At 34.0% G+C, this 19,219-nt stretch carries 15 protein-coding genes, 1 tRNA gene and 1 pseudogene; 5 read left to right on the plus strand and 12 right to left on the minus strand.

Going from position 1 to position 19,219, the window contains the following annotated elements; all coding sequences use genetic code 11:
- Window positions 1-203: 203 nt before the first annotated feature.
- The 3 genes from ACSVH9_RS02420 to ACSVH9_RS02430 all read right to left on the minus strand — a co-directional run bounded on the left by ACSVH9_RS02420 (window position 204) and on the right by ACSVH9_RS02430 (window position 1,912).
- Window positions 204-644 carry a hypothetical protein gene (locus ACSVH9_RS02420; protein ID WP_438062320.1) on the minus strand — a complete coding sequence of 147 codons (441 nt, stop codon included), beginning with the start codon at window positions 642-644 and terminating at the stop codon, window positions 204-206.
- 119 nt (window positions 645-763) lie between these two features.
- Window positions 764-1,048 carry a helix-turn-helix domain-containing protein gene (locus tag ACSVH9_RS02425; RefSeq protein ID WP_438062321.1) on the minus strand — a complete coding sequence of 95 codons (285 nt, stop codon included), beginning with the start codon at window positions 1,046-1,048 and terminating at the stop codon, window positions 764-766.
- 75 nt (window positions 1,049-1,123) lie between these two features.
- Window positions 1,124-1,912 (minus strand): hypothetical protein, encoded by a 789-nt coding sequence (locus ACSVH9_RS02430; protein ID WP_438062322.1) that lies wholly within the window; start codon window positions 1,910-1,912, stop codon window positions 1,124-1,126.
- Between the two features lie 206 nt (window positions 1,913-2,118).
- Here ACSVH9_RS02430 and ACSVH9_RS02435 point away from each other — a divergent pair, with 206 nt between their 5' ends.
- Complete coding sequence (locus ACSVH9_RS02435; protein WP_438062323.1) at window positions 2,119-2,637, plus strand: hypothetical protein; 519 nt, start codon at window positions 2,119-2,121, stop codon at window positions 2,635-2,637.
- 130 nt (window positions 2,638-2,767) lie between these two features.
- On the opposite strand, the gene ACSVH9_RS02440 is transcribed toward ACSVH9_RS02435, so the two are convergent.
- The 9 genes from ACSVH9_RS02440 to ACSVH9_RS02480 form a co-directional block, all read right to left on the minus strand.
- Complete coding sequence (locus tag ACSVH9_RS02440) at window positions 2,768-4,012, minus strand: site-specific integrase (protein ID WP_438062324.1); 1,245 nt, start codon at window positions 4,010-4,012, stop codon at window positions 2,768-2,770.
- 271 nt (window positions 4,013-4,283) lie between these two features.
- Window positions 4,284-4,368 (minus strand) — tRNA-Ser (locus ACSVH9_RS02445).
- 167 nt (window positions 4,369-4,535) lie between these two features.
- Window positions 4,536-5,669: a 3,4-dihydroxy-2-butanone-4-phosphate synthase gene (ribB, locus tag ACSVH9_RS02450; protein ID WP_438062325.1), complete on the minus strand. Its 1,134-nt coding sequence runs from the start codon at window positions 5,667-5,669 to the stop codon at window positions 4,536-4,538.
- 8 nt (window positions 5,670-5,677) lie between these two features.
- Entirely contained in the window at window positions 5,678-7,126 is a 1,449-nt protein-coding gene (locus ACSVH9_RS02455) for an LptF/LptG family permease (RefSeq protein ID WP_438062326.1), read from the minus strand.
- A 6-nt stretch (window positions 7,127-7,132) separates the two neighbouring features.
- Window positions 7,133-7,831 carry a LolA family protein gene (locus ACSVH9_RS02460; protein ID WP_438062327.1) on the minus strand — a complete coding sequence of 233 codons (699 nt, stop codon included), beginning with the start codon at window positions 7,829-7,831 and terminating at the stop codon, window positions 7,133-7,135.
- Between the two features lie 3 nt (window positions 7,832-7,834).
- Entirely contained in the window at window positions 7,835-10,285 is a 2,451-nt protein-coding gene (locus ACSVH9_RS02465; RefSeq protein WP_438062328.1) for a DNA translocase FtsK, read from the minus strand.
- 18 nt (window positions 10,286-10,303) lie between these two features.
- The gene (locus tag ACSVH9_RS02470; RefSeq protein ID WP_438062329.1) at window positions 10,304-10,678 is read right to left on the minus strand and encodes a diacylglycerol kinase family protein; all 375 of its coding nucleotides are present in this window, start codon (window positions 10,676-10,678) and stop codon (window positions 10,304-10,306) included.
- A 7-nt stretch (window positions 10,679-10,685) separates the two neighbouring features.
- Window positions 10,686-11,183, minus strand: coding sequence for a thiol peroxidase (gene tpx / locus ACSVH9_RS02475; RefSeq protein ID WP_438062520.1), 498 nt, complete (start codon window positions 11,181-11,183; stop codon window positions 10,686-10,688).
- Window positions 11,184-11,407: 224 nt separating this feature from the next.
- A complete protein-coding gene (locus tag ACSVH9_RS02480) occupies window positions 11,408-12,619 on the minus strand; it encodes a GAF domain-containing sensor histidine kinase (RefSeq protein ID WP_438062330.1) in 1,212 nt (403 codons plus the stop codon).
- A gap of 147 nt (window positions 12,620-12,766) precedes the next feature.
- Here ACSVH9_RS02480 and ACSVH9_RS02485 point away from each other — a divergent pair, with 147 nt between their 5' ends.
- The 4 genes and pseudogenes from ACSVH9_RS02485 to ACSVH9_RS02500 all read left to right on the plus strand — a co-directional run.
- A complete protein-coding gene (locus ACSVH9_RS02485) occupies window positions 12,767-14,629 on the plus strand; it encodes a DNA topoisomerase IV subunit B (RefSeq protein WP_300978110.1) in 1,863 nt (620 codons plus the stop codon).
- Between the two features lie 10 nt (window positions 14,630-14,639).
- Window positions 14,640-14,822, plus strand: a complete 183-nt coding sequence (locus ACSVH9_RS02490; protein ID WP_438062331.1) for a hypothetical protein — start codon at window positions 14,640-14,642, stop codon at window positions 14,820-14,822.
- 38 nt (window positions 14,823-14,860) lie between these two features.
- Complete coding sequence (locus tag ACSVH9_RS02495; protein ID WP_438062332.1) at window positions 14,861-17,566, plus strand: DNA gyrase/topoisomerase IV subunit A; 2,706 nt, start codon at window positions 14,861-14,863, stop codon at window positions 17,564-17,566.
- Between the two features lie 175 nt (window positions 17,567-17,741).
- Window positions 17,742-19,154 (plus strand): annotated as a pseudogene (locus ACSVH9_RS02500) (formate--tetrahydrofolate ligase); the annotation flags it as partial.
- Window positions 19,155-19,219: the final 65 nt, after the last annotated feature.

Here is a 19,219-nt window from a genome sequence, read left to right on the forward strand (position 1 = left end):
TTTTATTGTTTTAAAAGGTTTTTATTATTTTTAATTTGAACATAAGAAGTCCTGTACCCAATTGCTGGGTAGATTATTAATTTGATAAAATTGGTTTGGGATTTCTTTTCGGAAATGAAAAGAAAGGATATTTAGTTAACGACTATAATTTATAACTAAATGACAATAGATTAATTGTATTTGGAACTTGAACAGTTTAGTTTCTAAATTTTACTGAGGAAAAACGATAGGTTTTCTTCTATCACTTCAAATGTTTCATTTTCATTATTTTCAACATTTATAAATTTTGTAATTTCTGACATTTCTTTAAAGAATAAAGCCTCTTGTTCTAATGCAAAATAAGATATGTAATTAGCTCCATAAATAAGGTTTTCATATTCAATTCCGTTTTCTTCTATAATTAAAAATATTTCTATTAAATAGCCTTTGAAGTTTTTATTTGATGGGATATTAAAAGAATTAGAAATTTCCTCAGCTTTTAAAATAGCCTTTCTTCTATTTTCTAATATTGTGTCATCTTCAAAAACATACTGAGTATTTTTACTTTTTCGTTTGCCTATGTTATCTGGGTGAAGAATGAAAACAGATACTACATATTTGCTTTTAATTGAATCTAAATTTGTTGTTGTCATTGAATTTTTCATGTTTTTTAAATTTTAAGGTTGGATTAAGACAGTTCTCTTCCTGTCCATATTCAAATGGATTTTTTTTATTTTACTATTTATTGATTATTTACTCTCCAGATTCGGAAAGACTTTGAAGATTATGCGCTTTGATTGAATCGATTGTTCATCAAATCAAAATTGCTGTTCTGGACTAAAATACTTTCTATCTCAGCAATGGGATAATAATAGATGTCCCCAATCTTTGTAAAAGGAAGCAAGTTTCTATCTCGGTAACTTAGAATAGTGTTGTCACTTAGTCCGAAATACATTTTAAGATGCTTGTTTCGATAATATCGCTTTGGAGATTGGACATTATCAATTTTAGTTTTAAGCTCTTCTAATAGCTTAATAACTGGCTCGAAGGTTTCGTTTGTTTCTTTCATCGTATCAATTGTTTTATTTTGATACTGCAAAGGAAGGTCAGAAAGTTGCCAACAATTATTAATTGTTAACAATTGTTAAGTTTTATTTTTTTTTTTTTCAAATTTAAATTCGTCAATTATGGTAATCAGTTTTTTAGATAGGTTTTCTAAAGTCTTATTATTGGATTTAAGTTCATCTTTATCAATACTGTTGAATCTGGAGTATTCACTTTTTATATCAGTTATTGGGAATGACTTACCATAGGATTCATTATTTCGGACTTCAGTAAAGTTGAAATTTTGTTCAATGAAATTTTTTCTTTGAGCATTATTGTCAAATTTGAGAAGATTTATTTCTTCTAAAATATATAATAACATCAATGACTCTCTCTTGCTTAAATTAAAAGTTGCTCTTACAGCAGTCTCTTTTTCCTGTTTTTGATTCGACTCTGAGAATGTATTATAATCAAAATCTGTATTTATCCTGTAATCAAAATTTGCAATTTTTAGAATCAAATCACTTTTTAAATTTGTTAAAACGTCTAGTTTGGCATCAATTAATTTGCATATGATTGGAATAGACTCTATGTAAATTGGATTTGAATTATTAGATTCTGCTAATTTTCTTCTATATTGATGATAAAGGTTGATTAAATTCTCACCATTTGTATTTATAAGATTAATGAATTTTTGCAACAACTCAACATCACATTTTTCTTTTAACTGAATAAGAATCTTATAGTTTAATTCATCATTAGAGTCTTGGATAATTTTCAATTGAGATTCTAATAATTCTTCACCACCATCAGAATACTCTTTTAAAACATTACTTTGATTAAATTCTCCAATTTTGTTTATTAGGTCTTGAATTTGAATTACATTCATATTTTTGAAATATTATGATTAATTTGTCTAAAGTCTAAATAGAATTTTGTACTTAATTTTCGTTAAATATCGGAAAATCTTATAAATTTATGAGATATTTATATGTAGTTAAATGAAATAAAAACCTTAATCTTTGAACTCAATAAAATTGAAGGTTCTATTTTAAAATAACAACTTGTATTACAAGGATTTATCTCAAAACACCTATGGAAGAAGAAAATTATGGTTACATAAAATTTCTTATTGAAAATACTTTTAATAACGAAAAGTTAGAGAAAGACGTTTTTTATGATGAAATACCAGATTCAATTATATCAGTATTCAATGAAAGTTTAGATTTTGATTTTAAAGAAAATATCGAATATCTACTTTTTTATAATGATTCATTAGATGGAACAGGAGAAGATGGAATTGCAATTGTTAAAAGAGAAGAAAATTATTATTTGATATTAAAAGAACATAGAAATAAGCCATCTATATTTTTTCTCCATTCTGAATTTGAAAGCTGGGAAATAAGGAGAATGTATTTTAATGAAATAGATTATGTATTCAATATTGAAACAGACATAGATGCTTTAGTTATTGGGGACAGATATTATTATACCAATGGTTTTGAAGGTGGTGATTCTGTGAAAAGTAGGTTTTATACTTTTCAATTCTATAACAAAAGGTTTCTAGAATTGTTAATAGAGATATGTGAGCAAATAAATAATGAGTGTAATTAGAAATGAAAAGAGGCTATCCGAAAAGTATGGATAGCCTCTTTTTTATTCTTAAATATTCTGAATTAAAGTTCATTTGTGTAATTCTTAATAGTTGTATCTTACTTTTTGGGTAGCTTCATTGGATTATGACTCAAACAAAATTTTCACTTAATCCTTTCATGTGTTGTTTTACGGTACCATCCAGCAATTTTGCATAATGCTGGGTTTGGGTAATTCGTTTATGACCCATAATCTGGCTAATTACCTCCATTGGAATATTATTAGCCAAAGCAACTGTGGTTGCGAAAGTATGCCTTCCTACGTACCATGTCAGATTTTTATCGATGCCACATAAATCTGCAATTTCTTTTAGATAAGCATTCATGTTAGAATTACTTCGATTTGGGACTAATCGATTTTCTTCAACACATTCTGGGTCGTTTCTATATTTATCAATGATTCTTTGTAATGCAGGGATAACCAAAACATTAGTTTTTACTCCAGTTTTTTGTCTTTTCGTTTGAATCCAACTGTCTAAATCATTATCTAAACTGTAATTTCCTTTACGTAGGTTCATCACATCAACTGGTGCAAAACTTGTATAGCAACTGAATAAAAATATATCTCGTGTTACATCCAGTCTTCGATTTGAAAAGACTTTGTTTTCAATAGTTCTCAATTCTTCAAGTGTTAAAAACGTAGTGTCAATTTCTTTTAGTTTGCCATCATAGATTGTAAAAGGATTATTAGTTACTAGTCCAACTGTTATTGCATGATTAATCATTGAAGAAATGTTTCTTAGGTATTTAACAGTAGTATTATTTCCTAAACCTTTATTCTTACCATGTATTCTTTCAAATCTTAAAAAATCATCGAGACTGTAAACAAATTGTCTATCTACTTTGTCAAACTGAATATCTTTTATTTTATGTTTAGATTGGAGAAAGTCTTTAATGACATTTCCCATTCTTTCGTATTTTTCAAGTGACCCTTTAGCACGGTCACCTTTAGCTACTTGTTTTTTGAAATATACATTGTGTTTATCTATAATCTCCAATAATGTAATTCTATGTTCAGTCTTTTCGTTGAAGCAGTAGTTTTTTAGATGTAAGGGAGTTATTTCTTTGTTATCTGGGTTATTCCTGATTAGCTCATTGTACTTACTCTCAATGCCATCTACTAACGATTTTAAGTAGTTCTTCAGGTTAATTTCATTGTCGATTCTAACTACGTTTCGGAGGTTGTTGGTTTTAGACCAACGTTCCTGTAAAATGTACTTAGATGTTGAAAAAGTAGAGTAGAGGTTCCCTAAATAAATTTTGGCATAAATTGCTGTTTCACCATTCTGATTTTTTTTGTCCCCTTTCAAAAAGAAGCTCACTTTTAGTTTTTTCATATTTCCGTTTTTAATTAATGCAAACGTACTATTGAAAGTTCCCAACCCCTTGTATTTGTTAACAATTGTTAACTTTTTGGTACCCTAATTTGAGGGTTCATTCTGAGGGTACCAAATAGGGTACTTGTCACATAAGATTTAAAGTATAAAATGAAAATGACTTCATTTCATGATTTAAATCAAAACGACTCGTAAGTGCTGTAAAATATAGGATTTTGTAAAGTAAGGAAAGTATTGAAATGTAAAAAGCCCCTCTTTGAGGGGCTTTCAGCGGAGAAAGAGGGATTCGAACCCCCGGACCTGTTACAGTCAACAGTTTTCAAGACTGCCGCATTCGACCGCTCTGCCATTTCTCCAGTAAGTCGCTATCATTTCGTGATTGCGAGTGCAAATATAAGAACCTTTTTTGGTTATGCAAATGTATTTTTATAAAAATTACACCTTTTTTTTTGGTATTTTTTTAATCATTTCATTTTCTATGTTTTAGGAGAAGAAAAAAAATAAAAAAAATAATTCCAAAAGCTTAATAGTTTACGTATTCTGTAATTTCAAGGCCGTAACCAATCATTCCAACGCGTTTTCCTTGTGCTGTATTGGTAACCAATCGTATTTTTGAAATGTCTAAATCGTGAAGAATTTGAGCTCCAATTCCAAAGTCTTTACTGTCTATTTTTATTTTAGGAGCTTTGAGCTCTCCATTGGCTTGTAATTCTTTTAATTCTGCAATTCTACTCAATAGGTTTACGGCTTGCATGTCTTGATTAATAAAAATCACGGCACCTTTTCCTTCATTGTTAATTGTAGTAAACATATCATCCAATTGTTTGTCGGCATTATTGGTTAATGTTCCCAACAAATCGTTATTTACTTGCGAAGAGTTGATTCTTGTTAGAATAGACTCACCAGAATTCCATGTCCCTTTGGTTAAGGCAATATGAACTTGTTTGTTGGTGGTTTGTTGGTAAGCACGGAATCTAAAAGTTCCAAAACGAGTTTGTATATCGAAATCTTCTTTCTTAACAATAAGGCTATCGTGTTGCATTCTATAAGCAACTAATGCTTCAATAGAAACTAATTTCAAATCGAATTTTTTAGCCACTTTAACCAATTGAGGTAAGCGAGCCATGGTTCCGTCTTCGTTCATGATTTCTACAATCACACCAGCCGATTTAAAGCCTGCTAAACGTGCAAAATCAATTGCAGCTTCTGTATGTCCAGTTCTTCTTAATACACCGCCTTGTTTTGCGATAAGTGGGAAGATATGTCCTGGACGAGCTAGGTCGTGTGGTTTTGTATTAGAATCCACTAAAGAAAGAATTGTTTTTGCTCTATCAGAAGCAGAAATTCCTGTAGTTACACCATTTCCTCTTAAGTCCACCGAAACAGTAAAAGCGGTTTCCATAGGATCGGTATTATTGCTCACCATTACATGCAGTCCTAGTTCTTTACAACGACTTTCGGTTAGAGGAGCACAAATTAACCCTCTTCCATGCGTAGCCATAAAGTTGATCATTTCGGGTGTTACTTTTTCGGCTGCAGCCAAAAAATCACCTTCATTCTCTCTGTCTTCATCGTCTACTACAATGATTACTTTACCTTGACGAATGTCTTCAATTGCTTCCTCAATCGTATTGAGTTGTATTTTATCTGCTACCATGTGTAGAATTAGTTTTTAGAAGGGAATAATTTTTTAACCAATTTTTGAAAAGGTTCTGTTATACGATCCATATTGATTATACCAATATCGTTGATGGCTCTGTAGGTTAATAATACGGCCAAAGGTGTTAATATGAATGAGGACATCCATGCTCCAACAAAAGGAGTGAGTCCGTCTTCTTGTGAGATTCTTTTCCCGAAAGTGTTGATGAAATGGAAAGTAATAAAGATCAATACTGCAAAGACTATTGGAAGTCCAATACCTCCTTTTCGTATAATGGCTCCTAATGGTGCTCCAATGAAAAACATTAAGAAACAAGCAAAGGCAATTACAAATTTCTCATAAATGACAAATTCGTGACTGTTGATGTTTTTTTGTTTTAATTTCAAATCCGAAAGTGTTCCGTCAATGCTAACCACTGTACTTTGTGTATTGGCCAAAGCATTTTTGTAAACGGTTGCTTTTTCATCATCAGTAAAAGGTGCCAAAGGGTCTTTGGTATTGAACTTTTTGGTTTTCTTTACAGTGTCATTAGTTGGAATAGTGGTAGAAGCTAATGGAATAGTAACTTTCTGATTGATGTTTTCAGAAAAAGACTTGGCTTCCGTGGCTTTGCTTTTTGATAATGAATCGATAGTGTATACAAGTTCTGATACATCTAGCATTCCTTTTGTATTGGCTTCTTTGGTGTCTTCTACGGTGGTAGTGTTTAATTTAGATAAGTCAATATTGATGATGTCTTTTTTAAATGAACTTTTTACAAAAGGCATTTTTTCGCGATCTTCATATTTCTTTGGAGTAACATCTTCATAGTAATAACCATCTTTTAAAACCAATTGCAATAAGTTTGATTCTTCATTGCTAATCAATTCGCCAGTTTTGGCTTTGATGACAGTTTTATTTCCATCACCCATTAATGATTTTTTGTGAATGGTTACGCCACTTAAAAAGTTTCCTTTATCCCCCGATTTTTTATTCACTTTGATGTTGTATACACCAACGGTGTTAAATTGTCCTTCGGCAATAGCTAAGGCTGGTTTTACTTGAGCAATATTTCTTCTAAAACTCATGAATTTATACTCAGCGTATGGAATTACATTGTTTGCAAACATAAAAGCAACAATGCTCAATAAAGAGATAAAAACAATTAAAGTACGAAAACATCTTTGTAATGAGATTCCAGATGATTTCATTGCTGCTAATTCATAGTTTTCAGAAAAACTTCCGAAAGTCATAATAGAAGCCAATAAAACCGATAGTGGTAAAACCAAAGGAATAATCCTTGGCATAGAGAAGAGTAAGAATTTAACAATCATTATAAAATCCAAATCTTTACCGGCCAGTTCAGTAATGAATAGCCAAACGGTTTGGAGAATAAAGATGAAAAAAAGGATAACAAAAACCGTAGTAAATGTAATCAGAAACGATTTTAATAAATATTTGTCAAGTATCTTCACCTATGTTTAATCTATTTTATTGATGTAGTAATTGGGGTATTTACTCGCCGCAAAGGTAAATTGATTTTTTGATAATGACTGATTAGTTTTAAAAGAATTAACGGTAAGGGTTGTTTTTGTTCCTTTTTTACCAAATTCAATTAAGTTATAAATATGTTTGGTTTGTATGTCGATACCAAGTAAGATTTCTTTTCTTTGGTCTTTTGCATTTGTTGGAACTAGTTTTACATATTGTATTTTTCTTCCTCTAACATCTTGAATGATGTCCATAGTGTATTTGTAACCAGAGTTGAAAAAAGTCAACATTTTTGAAGGTGTAATGGCATTGTCGTCATTTTCATTCAGTTTAGAAATCGTGATTTCTTCGTCTTCAGGAACGATTGTGTATGTTTTTTTACCGTCAAAAAGTTTAGTTACGCCCATAAAATTGAGTACATACATATTTCCCTTTAGGGTAACATTTCCTTTGCTGTCTTGATTGATGTTTTCTTTGGCGTTTTGTAGGCTATATTTAAAATCAATCGTAATGTTATCGTAACTTTTTACTTTGCTAGTGACTTGGTCCAACAAAGCTTTTGCTTTTTTGTCTTGAGCGGATGAAGTAAAAGCAACAAAAAACAAGGCAATTAATGTTAATAAAGGCAAAATTGATTGAGACTTGTTTTTTAATGCAAAAAGAGTTGTGTTTTGAGTGCTAGGTAACATGATTTAATTGTTTAGTTCGTTATTGAAAAATTGATCAAGAGAACTCATATCTTGAATATTTACACTACGTGCTTTACTTCCTTCAAAGGAGCCTACAATTCCAGCAGCTTCTAATTGGTCAATTAGTCGTCCTGCTCTGTTGTATCCTAGTTTGAGTTTGCGTTGTAGTAAAGAAGCGGAGCCTTGTTGTGCATTGACAATAATCTCGGCGGCTTCTCTAAATAAGGGGTCTCTTTCGGAAACATCCATATCAAGATTAATGCCACTTTCTTCTCCAACAAACTCTGGAAGTAAATAAGCAGTGGCATAGGCTTTTTGCGAACCAATAAATTCGGTTATTTTTTCTACTTCTGGTGTGTCGATAAAGGCGCATTGTACACGAACCACATCATTGCCATTGGTGTATAATAAATCCCCTCTACCAATCAATTGGTCAGCGCCTTGTGTATCTAAAATGGTTCTAGAGTCAATTTTTGAAGTTACTCTAAAAGCAATACGAGCTGGGAAGTTGGCTTTAATCAAACCTGTAATTACATTCACCGATGGTCTTTGAGTAGCGATAATCAAATGTATTCCGATAGCACGAGCCAATTGAGCCAAACGCGCAATAGGAACTTCTACTTCTTTACCAGCCGTCATAATTAAATCGGCAAACTCGTCGACTACCAATACGATGTAAGGTAAAAAACGGTGTCCTAATTCTGGATTTAACTTTCTAGACTTGAACTTTTCGTTATACTCTTTTATATTGCGCACCATAGCGTCTTTTAATAACGAATAGCGATTGTCCATTTCAACGCAAAGTGAATTTAAGGTAGCAACAACTTTTGCATTATCAGTAATAATGGCATCTTCGGTATCGGGTAATTTAGCTAAATAATGTCTTTCAATTTTATTAAAAAGAGTAAGCTCTACTTTTTTAGGGTCTACCAAAACGAATTTCACTTCGGCTGGATGTTTTTTGTACAAAAGAGAAGTCAATACGGCATTTAATCCTACCGATTTTCCTTGTCCAGTAGCACCCGCCATTAATAAGTGAGGCATTTTCGCCAAATCGACTACAAAAGTTTCATTAGAAATGGTTTTCCCTAAAGCAATTGGTAATTCCATTTCGGCTTCTTGAAATTTAGCCGACCCAATTACGCTTTTCATGGAAACCATAGTTGGATTCTTGTTAGGAACCTCGATACCAATGGTTCCTTTTCCAGGAATTGGCGCAATGATACGAATTCCAAGTGCAGATAAAGACAAGGCGATATCGTCCTCTAAACTCTTGATTTTTGAAATTCTGATTCCTGCTTCTGGAACAATCTCATATAAGGTAACCGATGGTCCAACCGTTGCTTTAATTTGCGCAATTTCTATTTTGTAATTGCGAAGAGTGTCAACGATTTTATTTTTGTTTTCTTCTAATTCTTCCTGATTGATGGTGATTCCGCCAGTAGAATATTCTTTTAACAAATCAATCGTTGGGTATTTGTAATGTGATAAATCCAACGTTGGGTCGAATAAACCAAAATCAGAAACCAAGCGTGAGGCAAGATTTTCTTCGATAATGTCTTCTTCGGCTGCTTTTTCAATTACAAAAGCGTCGTCGTTGGTTGTAATTACTTCATTTGGAATTGGAGTAACTATGGGTTGCGGTTTCAATTGAGGTTCCAAATTAATCTCCGAAGCACTACTAATAGTAGGTTTCAAAGCTTCTTTGTTAATTTCGAATTGTGAACCTGATGTTTTAAGATGAATGGTATCTTCTAAATCTTCTTCCTCTTCAATGGCAAATTCTTCTAAATTGTAGGCATTCGAAGTTTCTTTTGGAAAAGGATTATTGGCTATTTCATCTTTAATTTCTTCTTTGGTGGAATGAAAGATGTTTTGAATTTTTTCTGGCGATATTTTTATTTTGAAAATCAAGTAAATCAGAATGCCGAAAATCAACACCAATAAGGTACCTGTTTTTCCGATATAATCTTGAAAAAACAAATTAAGTTCATAGCCTACGGTTCCTCCTAATTCCGGTACAGAAGTCGCGAAAAATCCAAATAAAACGGATAGAATTACAATCAAGAATAAGTCCCAAAACCAAATGTTTTTAAGTTTTTTGAGACGTAAATCTAAAAACAAAAACAAACCTGTTAGGAAGAATAATCGAACAAATAAAAAGGAAGCGATTCCAAATCCTTTGTAGATTAGGGCATCAGCAAGAAAAGCTCCAATTTTCCCTAGCCAATTTTGTACCACTTCATTTCTATCGGTTATACTATTGACGGCACTTTGATCCTCTTGTCCATACAGGAAAAAGGAAACAAATGCAATTAGTAATCCAACAGAAAATAGTACTAGCAAACTACCTATAATGAGTTTGTTTTGCTTGGATAGTTCCCAAAATTTCACCTTGGGAGTTGCCGTATCGGAAGGAGTTTCAGGAGTGTTTTTTTTACTTGTTTTTGCCATTCTTTTTTTGAAGTAAGCCTATGTGAATTTTGGAACGTAAATGATTAAACCTATAATGATTGCAGTAATTGCTGCAAAGAAAACAGATCCTGCAGCAATGTCTTTGATAAAACCAATTCTTTGACTGTAATTTGGATGAATAAAGTCGGCTATTTTTTCTACAGCAGTGTTTAGACCTTCAATGCTCATTACTAAGCCAATTGAAAGGGTTTGAAACAACCATTCTGTAGCAGAAATATTCATTATATAGCCTAAAATACTAATGAGTATTCCAATAGAAAACTGAACCATTATGCTATGTTCCGTACTTATTAATTTTAGTGCGCCTTTGAAAGCATATGTAACACTTTTTAATCTTCCGGTTACAAAAGAATTGTCTTTTTGAAATTCCATAAATGTATTATAGTGCGGCTAAAGCTGCTTCGTAATTAGGTTCGTTAGCGATTTCAGCTACTTGTTCAGTATGCGCAACCACACCGTTTTCGTCTAAAACAATAATAACTCTAGAGTGCAATCCAGCTAAAGGACCGTCAGTGATTTCTAAACCATTGGTTTTACCAAAACTACCTTCTTGGAAATCGGATAAATTCACTACGTTTTCTAATCCTTCTGCACCACAAAAACGTTTTTGAGCAAAAGGTAAATCTCTTGAAATACACAAAACGGTAGTGTTCTCTAAAGTACTAGCGCTTTCGTTGAATTTTCTAACAGATGTAGCACAAGTTCCGGTATCGATACTTGGAAAAATATTTAAAACTAATTTTTTACCAGCAAAATCAGCTAATGTAGCTACTGATAAATCATTTTTGATTAGTTTGAAATCTACTAATTTGCTTCCAACTTGAGGAAGTTCGCCTGAAGTGTGAATTGGGTTTCCACCTAATGTTACTGTCGCCATATCGTTGTTTTTTTTGAGTTTCAAAAGTATGAATTTTTTTTAAGAATTGGGTTTCCTAAAGCAAGATTTTAGCTCCAACAAAATAGCTTGTGCTTCAGGAATAAAACTTTTTTTTTGACTCTTTTTTGAGGGTTGAAGTGAAATAACAAAGCCTAAGAAATTGTCTTTGCTATGACTTTGTGTTTGTATGTGTGCTGTTTCGTGTAGTTACGTTTTATGCTCTACTACGAAGCTGAAAGGGTGTTTACTTCTTTAGGGATTGAAAGAATAAAGGTGCTTCCTTCATTAACTTTTGAATCTATAGAAATAGAAACCCCTATTTTGTTACAAAGATTCTTGATGGTAGTCCAGCCTAATTGCGTACCATAATTCCCAAAGCGATCTTTTTTTGCAATGCTGGCTGAATTGTTTAGGAGTGAGGCGGCCTCGGTCTCGCTTAAACCAATTCCGTTATCGCTAATTTTTAGTTGATAGGAGGTAGTTGTTTCATTGAAACCAAAGGTAATTACAGGAGTGGTGCTGTAATTGTATTTTAATCCATTCGAAACTAGATTCATTACAATTTGAGTCAAAGCTAATGGATCCGTATATATCTGAGCTTTTTCAAAAGTTGACTCTATTTTGAATTCTTTTTTTGGATTTAGGATAGAGTTGGTGGTGGTGATTATTTCATTAATATTAAAATCCTTTTTACTGATGATTTGATTTTCAGAACGATAATAATAAAGCAGTTTAGTAACGTATTCTTTCAGTTGACTAGAGCTTTCAATCATTAAGTCCAGATATTCCGAGCTAGAAAAAGAAGTTTCGTTTTCTTCTCTGAAAAGGGTAATCAATGAAATAATATTGTTTAGCGGCGATTGAATGTCGTGGGATACACGATTGGAGAACTGTTTCAAGGCCTCGTATTGTTCACTTAAAAGTTTGTAATTGTTAAGTAAAGCAACGTTTTTGTGTCTTAATTTAAAAAGGGCTTCTACTTGTTTTCCTAAAATTTGCAACCCCTTTTTTTGGTCATTTGTGAGTTTTTTGCTTTCATAATCAATAACGCACAAGGTGGCTAACGGAATTCCTTTTTCATTCCTGATTGCCACACTAGCATAAAAACCGTTTTCTTCCAAGCCGTTTAATTTACCTATACCGCTAAACTCTTCGTCTAGCATTAAATTTGGAATTTCTATAAAATCTAAATTTTTGGATAGCGCCAAGGCACAAAAGGAATACTCTATAGGATTTTCGTTATGGGTAAAACCTATTTTGGATTTGAACCACTGGCGAGTAGTATCAATTAATGTGATAGTAGAAATTGGTGTTTTACAGATTTGAGTTGCCAAAAATGTAATGTTATCGTATTGTTCCTCGTTTGGAGAGTCAAATAATAAATATTCGTTGATGAGTTTAATTTGTTCTAAACTCGGTTTTATGGTATTTGGCATTTTTTTGGAAAAATTTGGCGGTAAATTTACTCAAAACCGATGTAAAACATTGTTTTTGAGCCTGATTTTATTAAAAAAAATTAAAGAGTATCGCCTTTCATTTTTTGGAGATATATGCTATATTGCATCAAAATCCAAAATCTGTTTATGGTTGAGCAAAATATTTATAATGAAGACAATATACGTTCTCTCGATTGGAAAGAACACATCCGGATGCGTCCCGGAATGTATATCGGAAAGCTTGGTGACGGTTCTTCGCCGGATGACGGTATTTATATTCTTTTAAAAGAAGTATTAGACAACTGTATTGATGAGTTCGTAATGGGCGCTGGAAAATCTATCGAAGTGACCATTAAAGACAAAACCGTAGCGGTACGTGACTATGGTCGAGGGATTCCTTTAGGGAAGGTAATCGACGTAGTTTCCAAAATGAATACTGGTGGAAAGTACGATTCTTTGGCGTTTAAGAAATCTGTTGGATTGAATGGAGTAGGAACCAAGGCGGTGAACGCTTTATCGACTTATTTTAGAGTTGAATCGGTTCGTGATGAGAAGCAAAAAGCAGCTGAGTTTTCGGGAGGGAATTTGGTTTTAGAAGAAGATATCATCGAAACCACCAAGCGTAAAGGAACCAAGGTTACGTTTACACCAGATGAAGCCATTTTTAAAAACTATAAATTCAGAAATGAGTATATAGTAAAAATGCTCAAAAATTATTGCTACCTAAATACAGGCTTGACCATCATTTATAATGGTGAAAAATATTTTTCTGAAAATGGATTGAAAGATTTATTAGATGAAAATATTGCAGAGGAAGATATGGTGTATCCTATTATTCATCTTAAAGGGGATGATATTGAGATTGCAATGACCCACAGTAAATCGCAATACAGCGAGGAATACCATTCTTTTGTAAACGGTCAAAATACGACGCAAGGTGGAACGCATCTTGTAGCTTTTAGAGAAGCCGTAGTCAAAACCATACGTGAATTTTACAATAAAACCTTCGACCCTTCAGATATTCGTAAATCCATTGTGAGTGCGGTTAGTATCAAGGTGATGGAACCTGTTTTTGAATCCCAAACCAAAACGAAATTAGGTTCTACAGATATGGGCTCTGAGCCAGGAATGGCATCTGTAAGAACGTTTGTGAATGACTTTGTGAAAAATAAATTAGACAATTTTTTACATAAAAATCCAGAAACAGCCGATTTGTTGCTTCGAAAAATTCTACAAGCCGAGCGCGAGCGTAAAGAATTATCAGGCATTCGAAAATTAGCGAAAGACCGAGCTAAAAAAGCCAGTTTGCACAATAAGAAGTTGAGAGACTGTCGCGTGCATTTACCAGATATCAAAAATCCAAGATATTTAGAAAGTACGTTGTTTATCACCGAGGGAGATTCGGCTTCGGGGTCGATTACTAAATCGCGTGATGTGAATACACAAGCTGTTTTTAGTTTGCGAGGAAAGCCTTTGAATTCTTACGGAATGAGTAAGAAGATTGTGTATGAAAATGAAGAATTCAATTTGTTGCAAGCGGCTTTGAATATCGAAGAAGATATGGGTGACTTGCGCTACAACAATATTGTAATCGCCACCGATGCCGATGTCGATGGAATGCACATTCGCTTGTTGTTGATTACCTTTTTCTTGCAATTTTTCCCTGAATTAATCAAAGAAGGGCATTTGTATATTTTGCAAACGCCACTTTTTAGAGTTCGAAATAAAAAAGAAACCATTTATTGCTACTCTGATGAAGAGCGCAGGGATGCCATTGAAAAATTAAAACCCAAACCAGAAATTACGCGATTTAAAGGACTCGGGGAAATTTCGCCAGATGAGTTCAAAAATTTCATTGGAGAAACCATCCGATTGGATCCTATTATGATGGATAAAAATACCTCAATTGAGCAATTATTGTCTTTTTATATGGGTAAAAATACCCCAGATCGACAAGATTTTATCATCAAAAACTTGAAGGTAGATTTGGATGTGATTGAGAAAGAATAGTATTTTAGAAATGAACAAAAAAACGTTAATACTCATTATTTTAGCTTTTGCCCTAGGTTTTGGTGGGACATTTTTTATTATCAGAAGCAATGATCACAAAGAATGTGGAATAGTTACCAAAAAAGTGAAAGACAAAAACGGAAATTGGGTGACCACAGAAGAACATATTTGCAAAGAAAAGTATTCTTTTTAGCATTGAAATAACGATAAAGTAGATTCATAAAGATATAAATGAAAGACGAAGAAGAAGATAACATCCTTTCGAACGAAGACGAAAACAACGACGCCAGTTTTGATGCCAATGATCAAGAGGGGTTTGATGATATATCGACTTCAAGTGGGATGCACCATTTTTACGAAAATAATGCAGACGAGCACGATACCATTACCAAAGTTACAGGAATGTACAAAGATTGGTTTTTGGATTATGCTTCGTATGTAATCTTGGAACGTGCCGTACCCGCTATCGAAGACGGATTCAAGCCGGTACAACGCCGTATTATGCATTCGTTAAAAGAATTAGACGACGGTCGTTATAACAAAGTAGCGAATGTGGTGGGACACACTATGCAATACCATCCTCATGGGGATCAGAGTATTGCTGATGCTATGGTACAAATCGGTCAAAAAGATTTATTGATTGACTGCCAAGGAAACTGGGGTAATATTTTAACAGGCGATGGCGCAGCTGCTTCTCGTTATATTGAGGCGCGTTTGTCCAAATTTGCGTTAGAGGTATTGTATTCACCTAAAATTACAGATTGGGGTGTATCGTATGACGGTCGTCGTGCAGAACCGAATAATCTTCCCGTGAAGTTCCCGTTGCTTTTGGCACAAGGAGCAGAGGGAATCGCGGTGGGGCTTTCTACCAAAGTGTTACCTCATAACTTCAATGAGTTAATCGATGCTTCTATAAAAATTCTGAAAGGGAAACCCTTTACTTTATATCCAGATTTTCAAACCGCTGGGATTGCGGATGTATCGAATTACAACGATGGTATGCGTGGCGGACGTGTGCGTGTGCGTGCCAAGATTAGTCAGTTGGACAAAAACACCTTGGTGATTACCCAAATTCCGTTTTCGACCAATACATCTAGTTTGATTGATAGTATTCTGAAAGCCAATGAAAAAGGGAAAATCAAAATCAAGAAAATCGAAGACAATACTGCTGCCGAGGTTGAGATTTTAATCCATCTTTTCCCAGGTGTTTCTCCAGATAAAACCATCGATGCCTTGTTCGCTTTTACTGCTTGCGAAACGTCTGTGGCACCGTTAGGTTGTGTGATTGAAGACAACAAACCGCTTTTTATCGGGGTTTCGGATATGTTGAAAATTTCGACAGACCGCACGGTAGATTTATTGCGTCAAGAACTCGAAATTCAATTAGAAGAATTAAAAAACAAATGGCATTTTGCTACACTTGAAAAGATTTTCATTCGTGAAGAAATGTACATTGACTTCAAATTGTACTCAGATAGAGAATCATTGTACAAATACATGTACGATCGTTTTGAGCCTTTCAAAGCGTCCTTTGTGAGAGAAATTAACGATGATGATTTGCAAAAACTAACGCAAATCCCAATGATTCGAATCACGCGTTTTGACTCTGATAAAGCCGATGATTTCATTGCGAAATTGGAGGACGAAATGAAGGAAGTACAACATCATTTGGATCATATCATCGATTTTGCGATAGCTTATTTTGCGAAACTTAAAGAAAAATACGGTAAAGGAAGAGAACGCCAAACCGAACTCCGAATTTTTGATGACATCGAAGCGACCAAAGTGGTTTTGCGTAATACCAAATTATACGTCAATCGCGAAGAAGGATTTGTGGGAACTAGCTTGAAAAAAGATGAATATGTAGTGGATTGCTCTGATATCGATGATGTAATTGTTTTTCTACGTAATGGAACGATGATGATTACCAAAGTCGATGCTAAGACATTTGTTGGTAAAGACATTATTCACGTTGCTATTTTTGACAAAGGCGATAAACGCACGATTTACAATTTGATTTATCGTGATGGAAAATCGGGTCCGTCTTACATTAAACGATTCAATGTTTCAGGTGTTACTAGAGATAAAGCCTACGATTTAACCAATGGAGCTGCAGGTTCTCAAATTCTTTATTTTTCTTGCAATCCAAATGGTGAAGCGGAGGTAATAAATATCATCCTACGTCAAGTTGGTAGTATCAAAAAACTCAAATTTGATATTGATTTCGCCAAATTAGCTATCAAAGGAAGAGCTTCCAAAGGTAATTTGGTAACCAAATATCCAATCAAAAAAATTGAATTAAAAGAGAAAGGTATTTCTACTTTATTACCAAGAAAAGTTTGGTTTGACGATACCGTGCAGCGCTTAAATGTGGATGGAAGAGGAGAGTTGTTAGGTGAATTTAGACCAAGCGACAAGATATTAGTCATTTCTCAGACTGGAAAACTCAAAGTTATTATTCCAGAGCTGTCTACTCATTTTGATGAGGATATGATTGTTTTGGAAAAATGGAATCCTAAAAAACCGATTTCGGCTATCTATTATGATGGCGAAAAAGAGCGTTATTATATCAAGCGCTTCTTGGTTGAAGTGGAGAATAAAGAAGAATCGTTTATATCCGAGCATCCAAATTCTCGTTTAGAGATTGTAGCTACCGATTATCGTCCAGTAGCCGAATTGATTTTTGCTAAAGTGAAAGGTGTTCAAAAAGAAAATCAAGTGGTAGACATCGAGAGTTTTATTGCGGTAAAAGGCTTTAAAGCTCTAGGAAATCAATTGACAACAGATAAGCTAAAGCAAGTGAATTTGCTCGACCCTTTGCCTTATGAAGAACCAGAAGAAGAACAACCCGAACCGAATGAAAGTATAGAAGATACTATTGATGATTCTTCTATTCAATTAGAAGATGATGGACAAGTCACTTTGTCTTTAGAATAATTCAAAACCGTTTCCAACTTCAAAAGGAAACGGTTTTTTTAAAACCTGATTTTTATCGTATTTTATATTTTGGATTTGGTTTATTTTTACATAAAAAACAAAAACCAATTCAATTATTATGAAATTATTTCCTTCCGACATAGAAATTGCTCAAAAAAGCAAGATTTCTTCAATAAAAGACATTGCTGTTTTACGAGAGCCTTCTTTGGGACCTGTTTTTGGTTTGAAAGGTGGAGCTGCTGGAGGTGGTTATGCTCAAGTCTTGCCTATGGAAGATATCAATCTTCATTTTACTGGTGATTTTTCAGCGATTGAAAAGGCTAATAATTTGCTTTCTGCCATCATTGATAATCATTTGCAATACCCTGAAGCCCATTTGCAGTTAGACCCGAAAGCCATTGTTTGGAAACGTGTTATGGATATGAATGACCGTGTGTTACGTCAGATAGTTATTGGTGTAGGAGCCAAAGGAAATGGAGTGATGCGTGAGGAAAATTTCAATATTACACCTGCTTCTGAAATTATGGCTATTTTATGTTTGGCCAAAGATATTGCTGACCTCAAAAAACGTTTAGGAAATATTTATGTGGGAAAAACGGTAGAAGGCACTCCTGTTTTTGCTAAGGATTTGAAAGTAGTAGGGGCTATGGCAGCTTTGTTGAAAGATGCTATCAAGCCTAATTTGGTGCAAACTATCGAAGGAAATCCTGCCATCATTCACGGAGGGCCTTTTGCGAGTATTGCGCAAGGAACCAATTCTGTGATTGCTACCAAAATGGGACTTTCGTTAGGGGAATATGTGGTTACAGAGGCGGGTTTTGGTGCCGATTTAGGAGCGGAGAAATTTTTGCATATCAAATGTGAACAATCCGGATTGCGACCTGATGCAGTGGTTTTGGTTGCCACACTAAAAGCCATCAAGCATCACGCAGGCTTGACAGCAGAAGAGTGCAAAGAACCCAACGTTAACGCCATAAAAAAAGGCTTTTGTAATTTAGAAAAGCATATAGAAAATATTCAAAAGTTTGGCTTACAACCAGTGGTTTGTATCAATGCTTTTCCAGCAGATACACAAGAAGAATATGAGGTGTTGATTGAGTTATGTGCTGAAAAAGGAGTAAAAGCTGTAGTGAGTACTGCCTTTGTTGAAGGAGGTAAAGGAGCCGAAAAATTAGCTCAAACGATTGTGGAGCAAGTAGCAACTGCAAGTACTAATTACCAACCTTTGTATACAACCACTGCATCTATTGAATCGAAAATTGAAACGATTGCCACCACAATTTATGGCGCGGATAAGGTAGCTTACTCGGCTTTGGCCAAAAAACAATTGCAAAGCATTAAGGAATTAGGTTTTGAGCATTTTTCAATTTGTATGGTTAAAACACCTGCTAGTTTTTCTGACGATGAAAAAATGATTGGAAGGCCTACAGGTTTTACAGTTACGGTACGTGAATTTGAATTTGCCAGTGGCGCTGGTTTTATTATTCCTTTGTTAGGCGATGTGATGCGTATGCCGGGCTTACCGAAAGTTCCTAATGCAACCCGAATCGATATTGATGATAATGGCGTGATTTCGGGATTGTCATAAACTATATGATGCAAAAATGCCATCTCGTGGGATGGCATTTTCATTTCGTTTTGTAATAACGATTG

Source organism: Flavobacterium sp. RSSB_23 (assembly GCF_051547145.1).
Classification (GTDB): Bacteria; Bacteroidota; Bacteroidia; order Flavobacteriales; family Flavobacteriaceae; genus Flavobacterium.

What these genes read in the sequence shown, in the direction of transcription:
- ACSVH9_RS02420 (WP_438062320.1), bottom strand. Translation starts at nt 644, where the DNA reads ATGAAAAATTCAATGACAACAACAAATTTAGATTCAATTAAAAGCAAA.
- ACSVH9_RS02425 (WP_438062321.1), bottom strand. Translation starts at nt 1,048, where the DNA reads ATGAAAGAAACAAACGAAACCTTCGAGCCAGTTATTAAGCTATTAGAA.
- ACSVH9_RS02430 (WP_438062322.1), bottom strand. Translation starts at nt 1,912, where the DNA reads ATGAATGTAATTCAAATTCAAGACCTAATAAACAAAATTGGAGAATTT.
- ACSVH9_RS02435 (WP_438062323.1), top strand. Translation starts at nt 2,119, where the DNA reads ATGGAAGAAGAAAATTATGGTTACATAAAATTTCTTATTGAAAATACT.
- ACSVH9_RS02440 (WP_438062324.1), bottom strand. Translation starts at nt 4,012, where the DNA reads ATGAAAAAACTAAAAGTGAGCTTCTTTTTGAAAGGGGACAAAAAAAAT.
- ribB (WP_438062325.1), bottom strand. Translation starts at nt 5,669, where the DNA reads ATGGTAGCAGATAAAATACAACTCAATACGATTGAGGAAGCAATTGAA.
- ACSVH9_RS02460 (WP_438062327.1), bottom strand. Translation starts at nt 7,831, where the DNA reads ATGTTACCTAGCACTCAAAACACAACTCTTTTTGCATTAAAAAACAAG.
- ACSVH9_RS02465 (WP_438062328.1), bottom strand. Translation starts at nt 10,285, where the DNA reads ATGGCAAAAACAAGTAAAAAAAACACTCCTGAAACTCCTTCCGATACG.
- ACSVH9_RS02470 (WP_438062329.1), bottom strand. Translation starts at nt 10,678, where the DNA reads ATGGAATTTCAAAAAGACAATTCTTTTGTAACCGGAAGATTAAAAAGT.
- tpx (WP_438062520.1), bottom strand. Translation starts at nt 11,183, where the DNA reads ATGGCGACAGTAACATTAGGTGGAAACCCAATTCACACTTCAGGCGAA.
- ACSVH9_RS02480 (WP_438062330.1), bottom strand. Translation starts at nt 12,619, where the DNA reads ATGCCAAATACCATAAAACCGAGTTTAGAACAAATTAAACTCATCAAC.
- ACSVH9_RS02485 (WP_300978110.1), top strand. Translation starts at nt 12,767, where the DNA reads ATGGTTGAGCAAAATATTTATAATGAAGACAATATACGTTCTCTCGAT.
- ACSVH9_RS02490 (WP_438062331.1), top strand. Translation starts at nt 14,640, where the DNA reads ATGAACAAAAAAACGTTAATACTCATTATTTTAGCTTTTGCCCTAGGT.
- ACSVH9_RS02495 (WP_438062332.1), top strand. Translation starts at nt 14,861, where the DNA reads ATGAAAGACGAAGAAGAAGATAACATCCTTTCGAACGAAGACGAAAAC.